The sequence below is a fragment of the Bartonella sp. MR100HLJHH genome, from assembly GCF_042194215.1.
Lineage (GTDB): Bacteria > Pseudomonadota > Alphaproteobacteria > Rhizobiales > Rhizobiaceae > Bartonella > Bartonella grahamii.
The window spans coordinates 1-6398 of record NZ_JBHIMR010000030.1 but is presented as its reverse complement, the minus strand read 5'-3'; the positions used below and the strand labels follow the sequence as shown (position 1 = coordinate 6398).

Annotated in this window: 4 protein-coding genes and 7 pseudogenes; 3 read left to right on the top strand and 8 right to left on the bottom strand. The window is 38.7% G+C overall.

Translation table 11 applies throughout. The features are described 5' to 3' along the window. A pseudogene (locus tag ACFIJ7_RS08820) lies at nucleotides 1-375 on the bottom strand (phage tail protein); the annotation flags it as partial. 9 nt (nucleotides 376-384) lie between these two features. After that, nucleotides 385-495, bottom strand: a pseudogene (locus ACFIJ7_RS08815) (phage antirepressor Ant); the annotation flags it as partial. A 463-nt stretch (nucleotides 496-958) separates the two neighbouring features. On the opposite strand from ACFIJ7_RS08815, the gene ACFIJ7_RS08810 reads away from it, so the two are divergent. Next, nucleotides 959-1963 carry a hypothetical protein gene (locus ACFIJ7_RS08810; RefSeq protein WP_375645098.1) on the top strand — a complete coding sequence of 335 codons (1005 nt, stop codon included), beginning with the start codon at nucleotides 959-961 and terminating at the stop codon, nucleotides 1961-1963. A 3-nt stretch (nucleotides 1964-1966) separates the two neighbouring features. On the opposite strand, the pseudogene ACFIJ7_RS08805 reads toward ACFIJ7_RS08810, so the two are convergent. From ACFIJ7_RS08805 to ACFIJ7_RS08795, 3 pseudogenes are all read right to left on the bottom strand, one after another. After that, nucleotides 1967-2349: pseudogene (locus ACFIJ7_RS08805) on the bottom strand (hypothetical protein). A gap of 1 nt (nucleotide 2350) precedes the next feature. Further along, nucleotides 2351-3428 (bottom strand): annotated as a pseudogene (locus ACFIJ7_RS08800) (major capsid protein). Between the two features lie 12 nt (nucleotides 3429-3440). Then, nucleotides 3441-3673 (bottom strand): annotated as a pseudogene (locus ACFIJ7_RS08795) (head decoration protein); the annotation flags it as partial. A gap of 106 nt (nucleotides 3674-3779) precedes the next feature. On the opposite strand from ACFIJ7_RS08795, the gene ACFIJ7_RS08790 reads away from it, so the two are divergent. Together ACFIJ7_RS08790 and ACFIJ7_RS08785 are read left to right on the top strand one after the other, a co-directional pair. Further along, entirely contained in the window at nucleotides 3780-4082 is a 303-nt protein-coding gene (locus ACFIJ7_RS08790) for a type II toxin-antitoxin system RelB/DinJ family antitoxin (protein ID WP_375645097.1), read from the top strand. Continuing rightward, nucleotides 4028-4267, top strand: coding sequence for a type II toxin-antitoxin system YafQ family toxin (locus ACFIJ7_RS08785; RefSeq protein WP_375645096.1), 240 nt, complete (start codon nucleotides 4028-4030; stop codon nucleotides 4265-4267). Before ACFIJ7_RS08790 ends, ACFIJ7_RS08785 begins: the two co-directional genes overlap by 55 nt. Nucleotides 4268-4355: 88 nt before the next feature. Here the strand turns inward: ACFIJ7_RS08785 and ACFIJ7_RS08780 are convergent, their stop codons facing one another. The 3 genes and pseudogenes from ACFIJ7_RS08780 to ACFIJ7_RS08770 all read right to left on the bottom strand — a co-directional run. Continuing rightward, nucleotides 4356-4598, bottom strand: coding sequence for a hypothetical protein (locus ACFIJ7_RS08780; protein WP_375635922.1), 243 nt, complete (start codon nucleotides 4596-4598; stop codon nucleotides 4356-4358). 7 nt (nucleotides 4599-4605) lie between these two features. Beyond that, nucleotides 4606-5331: pseudogene (locus ACFIJ7_RS08775) on the bottom strand (antA/AntB antirepressor family protein). A gap of 611 nt (nucleotides 5332-5942) precedes the next feature. Continuing rightward, nucleotides 5943-6322: pseudogene (locus ACFIJ7_RS08770) on the bottom strand (hypothetical protein); the annotation flags it as partial. Between the last annotated feature and the right edge of the window lie 76 nt (nucleotides 6323-6398).

The window sequence follows — 6398 nt, the reverse complement described above, 5'->3', positions numbered from 1 at the left end:
TACTGAAATATTTAGATTTGTAATGGTTACACGGGCGTCTACTTCAACGGGTTTATGAACCGTAATTGGCTTTGGAGTTTTAAAGGCACCCACTTTATTTGTTGCCTGCATTTGTCCTGTTTCAATGACACTTGTATTAAAACCACTCTTGCGTTTTTCAGGCGGGGTGTTTGTAACCACTACTGTACCCAGCATTTTTTTTGCCCGTGCATTGGTTTCATCGGTAAAGGTTTTTATTGTTTGGGTTGAAGTTTTGTTGATTGAAACATTAAAACCTAGCTTTTTTTTCATCCAATTAGGCATCCAGCTGGTTAATTTGCTTATCATGCCGCTAAACCATTCGGACAAGGTTTACCACGTGCTTTTGATGCCGTCTCACAAGCTATCAATGAGATCGGATTTTATCTCCAAAAATGCATGCAACTCACGAGCATTTATCGTTTGAACTGTATCCTGCTCAATAATTTGTTCTTTAATTTCTATAAGGGTATTCATAAAGGACTCCTAGTTGTTAGATGTTTCTTAATGACACTTTAAAAGAGCTCTGGGTGCTAAGAAACATGGGCAACTAGCCCGTCGTTATATTTTCCCCGTAAAGGGTCTTGTATAGTGTAACTATACCCGACAAAGTTATTATATGCGTGTAACATACAACGAGTCAAAACTTTAATTGGCGGAGAAGATATTGTTCCAGCAATCCGTTCGCTAGTTGCTTTAAAGTGTTTCTTAGGCACCTGATTCGATTATTCATATCGCTGTAATAATGTCACGCAGCAATATCACTTTTTTCTAAAAATTATAAGCACATCTTTACTTTATTTGTCGACTCACTTTAAATTTTTTGGCTTAGTTTTTTATTTATAGTGGAGGGGGAAATAATGCTCGATACGCTTGATACAATTGCGGTGATCGTATGCTTGTTATCATTCCCAGTGATGGTTGTCGGACTTGTTTTAGTGTGTATAAAAAAATGGCGGAAAAACGGACTGAAAACTCTTGGTATTGGAGTTTTATTATTTCTCGGATCTGCAATATTAGGTGCGTTTTTTTTCACAAAATCGAACCAGATCAAGTTACATACAATAATGAAATTTTTTCCTCCTCCTCGACTTCATTAATATATGTTGCTACTCAAAATGAAAGCGTGAAACAGGTACTACCTGAGAATACTGATAAGCAAAGTATCCATGTTCAAGACAAAAAGTCAGACGAAAATAATGGTCTAGGTTTTTGGGGATGGTTCAGGTTAATTTTCTTTGCATTTATTGCTTTGTCTATTTTTGTTCATTGGCAAGATAGACGCAAAAAGCGTTTTAAAGAAAAAGTTTCAGAGCAGGTTTTAATGCCTCCCCCCCATATCCACCCTTCTTCTGATTTATCAGTTGTTAATAAAATGTCGCTGGAACTTGAAAAAAAACGGTTAGAAAAGAGGGTACAGATCTTTCTCCTTTGTGTTCTGTTGAGTGGAGGCATTGTGGTAACAGTAACTATTACACCATGGTTATTAGTACCCATTCTTATTGTTTTAATTTTTGTTATTATTGCCTATCGTGAGGCGAAAAAGGAAAAAAACTTTGAGCAAGAAGTTTCTCTGTGGCAATCAGATATTCCTCCCTCTAATTTTGAGGAAGCATGTGAAATGTTTCAAGAACTTGATGCAAGTGAATATGATTATCGTTTAGCAAAAAATGAAAAACTGTTGGGAGTTCAAGAACGCGTTACCTTCAATATTGGCGAAAAGACTCCAGCTTTAGGACGTCTTTTAGTAACAAACCAAGCTATTGTATTTGAAAGCCCTGAAGATAATGAAAGGACTACTTGGGCAGGAATTGCATCAGTCACTATAACATACCAAAGATGTCACATCAGTCACCGTACTGGCGCACCATGGAATTACCGATTTAGTGCCATTCCAAATCCAAGGTTTGCAGCAGTAATCCGGGCTCTTGGGCAGCCTTATTGATTTTTAAACACACAAGATAAAGTTGCGTCCATTTTTTATCTCCCGCAAGATAAGCTTATACATACCAGATTCTGAGGCTTGGACATCTGTGATCACGAAGTGCTCTTGGGAAGAGGGAGCTTTGCTGTTTTTAGGAACCATCACAATAACACTATCTTGAGGGTTTGGTGGCACCCGCCCCCAATATCATTGATACAAAGATCAAGTTCCTTTCTTGCAATTGTGGTAGGGATTCTGCCACCAGCGTCCGATTCTGAATGCTTAATGGTGTAAATCGCTGTGATACGAAAAGATTGCTGATTGTCCTTTCGCGTGTAGATGATGGGCTTCCCAAAAGTGTTGCGCACATCTTTAACCATTTGGTTTAGCAGCCCGTGCCATCGCATGTTATTTCGCTCCAATCACGGCTTTAAACAGCATTTCTGGGCGTGTACAAATGTAAAGCGGATAGCTATAGAACCTCCGGTTTTACCCATGCATTACGGTCGTGATCAACGATCAGCATGGTGTAGAGAGGCTTTCCAACCGTGTTGGCAAAATCCAAGCTTTCACCTAGTGCAAAGGTTTTTTGGAAGACACCAGGCGCATCAACAGGGAAGAATTGACATTCATCAGGCTTAATTCCTATGGCGCGCTTTGTTCCAGCCTGTGCACTTACATTATAGTTGTGAATACTTCGGTAATTAATGAAAGTGACACCAGCAAAGTCAAAACTGCCAAAGCTGCCCGAGCCAAGAGCGCTTGGTGTTGCAACACCTCCGGCGCTATTGAGTGTCTGTGCTAAGGCTGTGTTTAAATAGGTCTCCCGAATTGTTTTATGGTTTTTCAACTTGGAAAAGAATTCATTTCCACAAAGCCCAATAATGCGTGAACGATCAGAAAATGCTCCTTTTGAAGCCTCAATCATCCTCATAATGACTCGATCAACATGGTCAGCAACATTGGTTGTTTCTGTATTTAGTTTAAAGTCAATGGGCTTTGGTGGTGTGATTTCCCATTCCTTGTACCAATCTACAATCACCGAGCCATCAGCATCAAGGACAACACCTTGAACGGCGCCAAGCTGCATATTTTCCCATGTCAATTCAATTTCAGAAATCAGTTTCTTTTGTTTTCTGGCAATATATTTCATTGCTGTCTCTAACTGATCTTCTGCGCCAAATTCACGACGGTTTTGGATTTCTTCTGATTTCACCGTATCACTTTTGGCAATCCGTGTTGTTTTGAAAAACCGAAGATTACGACCCTCTCTATCACCTTCTGCCAAAGGTGCGCCACGTTCACTGGTTTGAATAAGGGAAAATGTATTATCACGCCGTTCAATCCCAACCACTGTGGTACTGGTTTCAACTTCCTCAAAAAGATTAAGAGAGCTCACAAGACCAGGTTGAAACTCATAGTTTTCAATGGCTCTCATCATTGTGATGCTTGAGAAAGCATCATGTTTAAAAAAATTCATATCCATGTTTGCATTCTCCTATCGCAATAGAATGTTGTTATGGTCTTCTAAAGACTGAATGGCTGCTTTCTTTTGCTCATCTGTGATGTCATCTGGCATAGCAATTCAGAAGCTTTTACAGTGCATAAGCGTGCTGTAATCACGGCGCGTTGATCTGCGCCTGTTGCGTCAACAGTGGCAAAAGAAATCCCTGCCGGTGTTTGACTGCCATCGGATACTGCTGGATTAAGGGGGATGTATTTTTCTGATGCTTGAGGAATGGGGTTTTCGGCGTATCAGATAAGCCAAACATTTTGCGGTTGAAATTAAACTCCAATTGTATTGCACTGAAATACAGTTACAAGAGGAGAGATCATTATGGCTGCTAGTCGTATGGTTCAGGCGCGTGTACCAGAAGAAATTCAAAATATCGCTAATCAAGTTATTCAAGCTTCAGATTTATCAGTAAGTGATGTTGTGAGAGTGTTGATGACGCGTATTGCACAAGATAAAGCTATTCCGTCCTTCTTGTTTCAACCCGATGCGGAAACCATAGCGGCTTTTACGGAATTAGATGAAGGCAACTTAAAAAAGTTTCATTCCGTAGACGAATTATTTGATGATCTATGTGGACGATTGAACGCACCACTATCTCCAAACGTGATTTCAAGCGTGAAATGAAAGGACGGTATCGGCATCTTTTAGATATTGATTTGCGCCAAATCATTGCAGCATTAGCAATTGACCAGCCTTTAGAACCTCGATATCATGACTATGCATTGACTGGGAATTGGAGCAATTATCGAGATTGCCATATTCGACCTGACTTAGTGTTGATTTATCGCTTGATTGGTCAAGATCGATAGGTTTTAGTATGTCTAGGCTCTCATTCAAAACTTGATCTTTAAACTACCTCCCCATTTTTGAGAATGGAGAGGGGAGTTATGTTTTTAGCTAAGCAGCTTCCACAACAGGGCTCTCCAAAGTAGGAGCATAAGCTTGCAATAACGAATTCATGCTATGCGGGAGTTCTGAAGTTCCAAAGCCTTTAAGAACTGCTAGAATCTTTGTAATATTCGGTACCTCATCTTGAAGTTTTAAAATCAAAGCTTTTTCTATCACACCCATAATGTTAACCAGAGTACTACAATTTTTTTTATCTACATATTCACAATTGACAAACTGAAACAGAGCCATTCACACATTACATAAAAAGTTGGTATCTACCTTCATTGCATACCCCCAAAGATATTTGTTCTCTCAAACATGCCAATCCTTTTGGTGTAATTTTTGTTGAAGGCAGTATCTTTTCTGTAGCATCAGGTCCTTGAATAGTGATAGCAGGATAATCCATAAATCCTTTCTTGATTTTATCCTGATAGGGTAATAATGGACCACTTGGAATACGGCGATACACCCAATCATGTTTATGTAAGTAATCTGTTAAGTCCTTTGGCCGTACTTCAAAAATTTTTTCCGCTTCAATAAGACCGAACAAACCATCAGAAGGCTTTAAATCCTCAAGCGCGTCTGCTTTGGGTGCTATTCTGCGATGATGCTACTTTCTGTTCGATTTGATTTTGTAGGTGATTCAAGACGCCAAGTAATGCTTCGGGCTTGGAGTAATCGATTTGCGGTGTCGCTACTTGTTTTGCAAGCTTTTCACATTCGATAAAATACTCTTTTACTTGATGACCTTTATCATTACGCTCGATCATTGAAAGGTGTTTTGCCATGTCTAAGGTGAGGTGATATCCCATGCTTGGACGCCCACCTTTTTCTAAATTTTTAGAAAAAGCTATAAGTCTATATTTTCTCGAAATTTGCATTCTTTAATACGATTTTTAATCCAGTCTGCAAATTTTGATGTAATTTCCAAAAACGCATGCAAATCACGAGCATTGACGGTTTGAACAGCCTCTCTATCAATAACCCGTTATTTAATTTCTATAAGAGTGTTCATAGTGAACTCCTATCGATTAGAGGTTTCTTATTGACATTCCAGAAGAATGTCGAGCGCTAAGAAACACGGTCGATAGTCCGTCGTTACGCTTTCCCCATAAAGAGTATTGTATAGCGTAACTACACCCGACAAATCCATTATATGCATGTAGCATATAATGAGTCAAAGTCTCTAATGTGCGGAGAAGAGATTGTGTCGGTAATCTATCCGCTATCGATTTAAGGTGTTTCTTAGGCACTTAATTCGAAAATATACATTGACGCAATAATGTCGAGAATAAAAATAAATTCCATCTCAAAATAATTATATACTGTACAGTGTACATATTGAAATCATTATTTATCAATGAGTTAAGTGTACAATGTACAGTTAATTTGAAAATTCTGTCGCTAGCGATAGTTTGCGCAGCCTGCCCCGTAACGAAGCTAACTCGCTGGGAAGTATCTTTTATATTTATTTTATTGACTTTTTTATAAAACAACAAAGCATAAGTGATAATCTGTTTTTAAAATTGCAATCAAAGTGTGTAATGCATAAACTCATAAGGATACGGGATAGGTAGATAAAGCTTGAGAACATTATTTAGCTTTCTTATTAGCAGCGTATTCTTGACGTTCAAGTTGTCTCTGTATGTTTTTAGTTAATCTTTCACTGGTATATTGTGCGATAGAATTTACAATTTCTGGCTTGGACATCACTCCAGCAATTGATGGTCCTTCTTGTTTTGCAATGGGGAATTTACCTCCGTCTACTCTTTGAAAAACATTACTCTTCATCTTTTTTAAATCAACACGCTTTGGAAAATTTCCACCCTTAATAAAACCATGAGGCAAGATTTCTTTTTTCCAAACATTGTGTAAGTTACGCCGCGTTTTGTTTTTTTTTGCTTGAAAAAATTAAGAGGTATCGGTGTTCCAGAACCAATGATATCTGTTTCGAGAAGTTTTGCTTTACAGCGGCTTTAGCCAAGGCGTTTCACCTTGGCAAGCAAAGCGAACGGCAAAAGCAAACAGAGAATGCTTTAAAGACAGCAA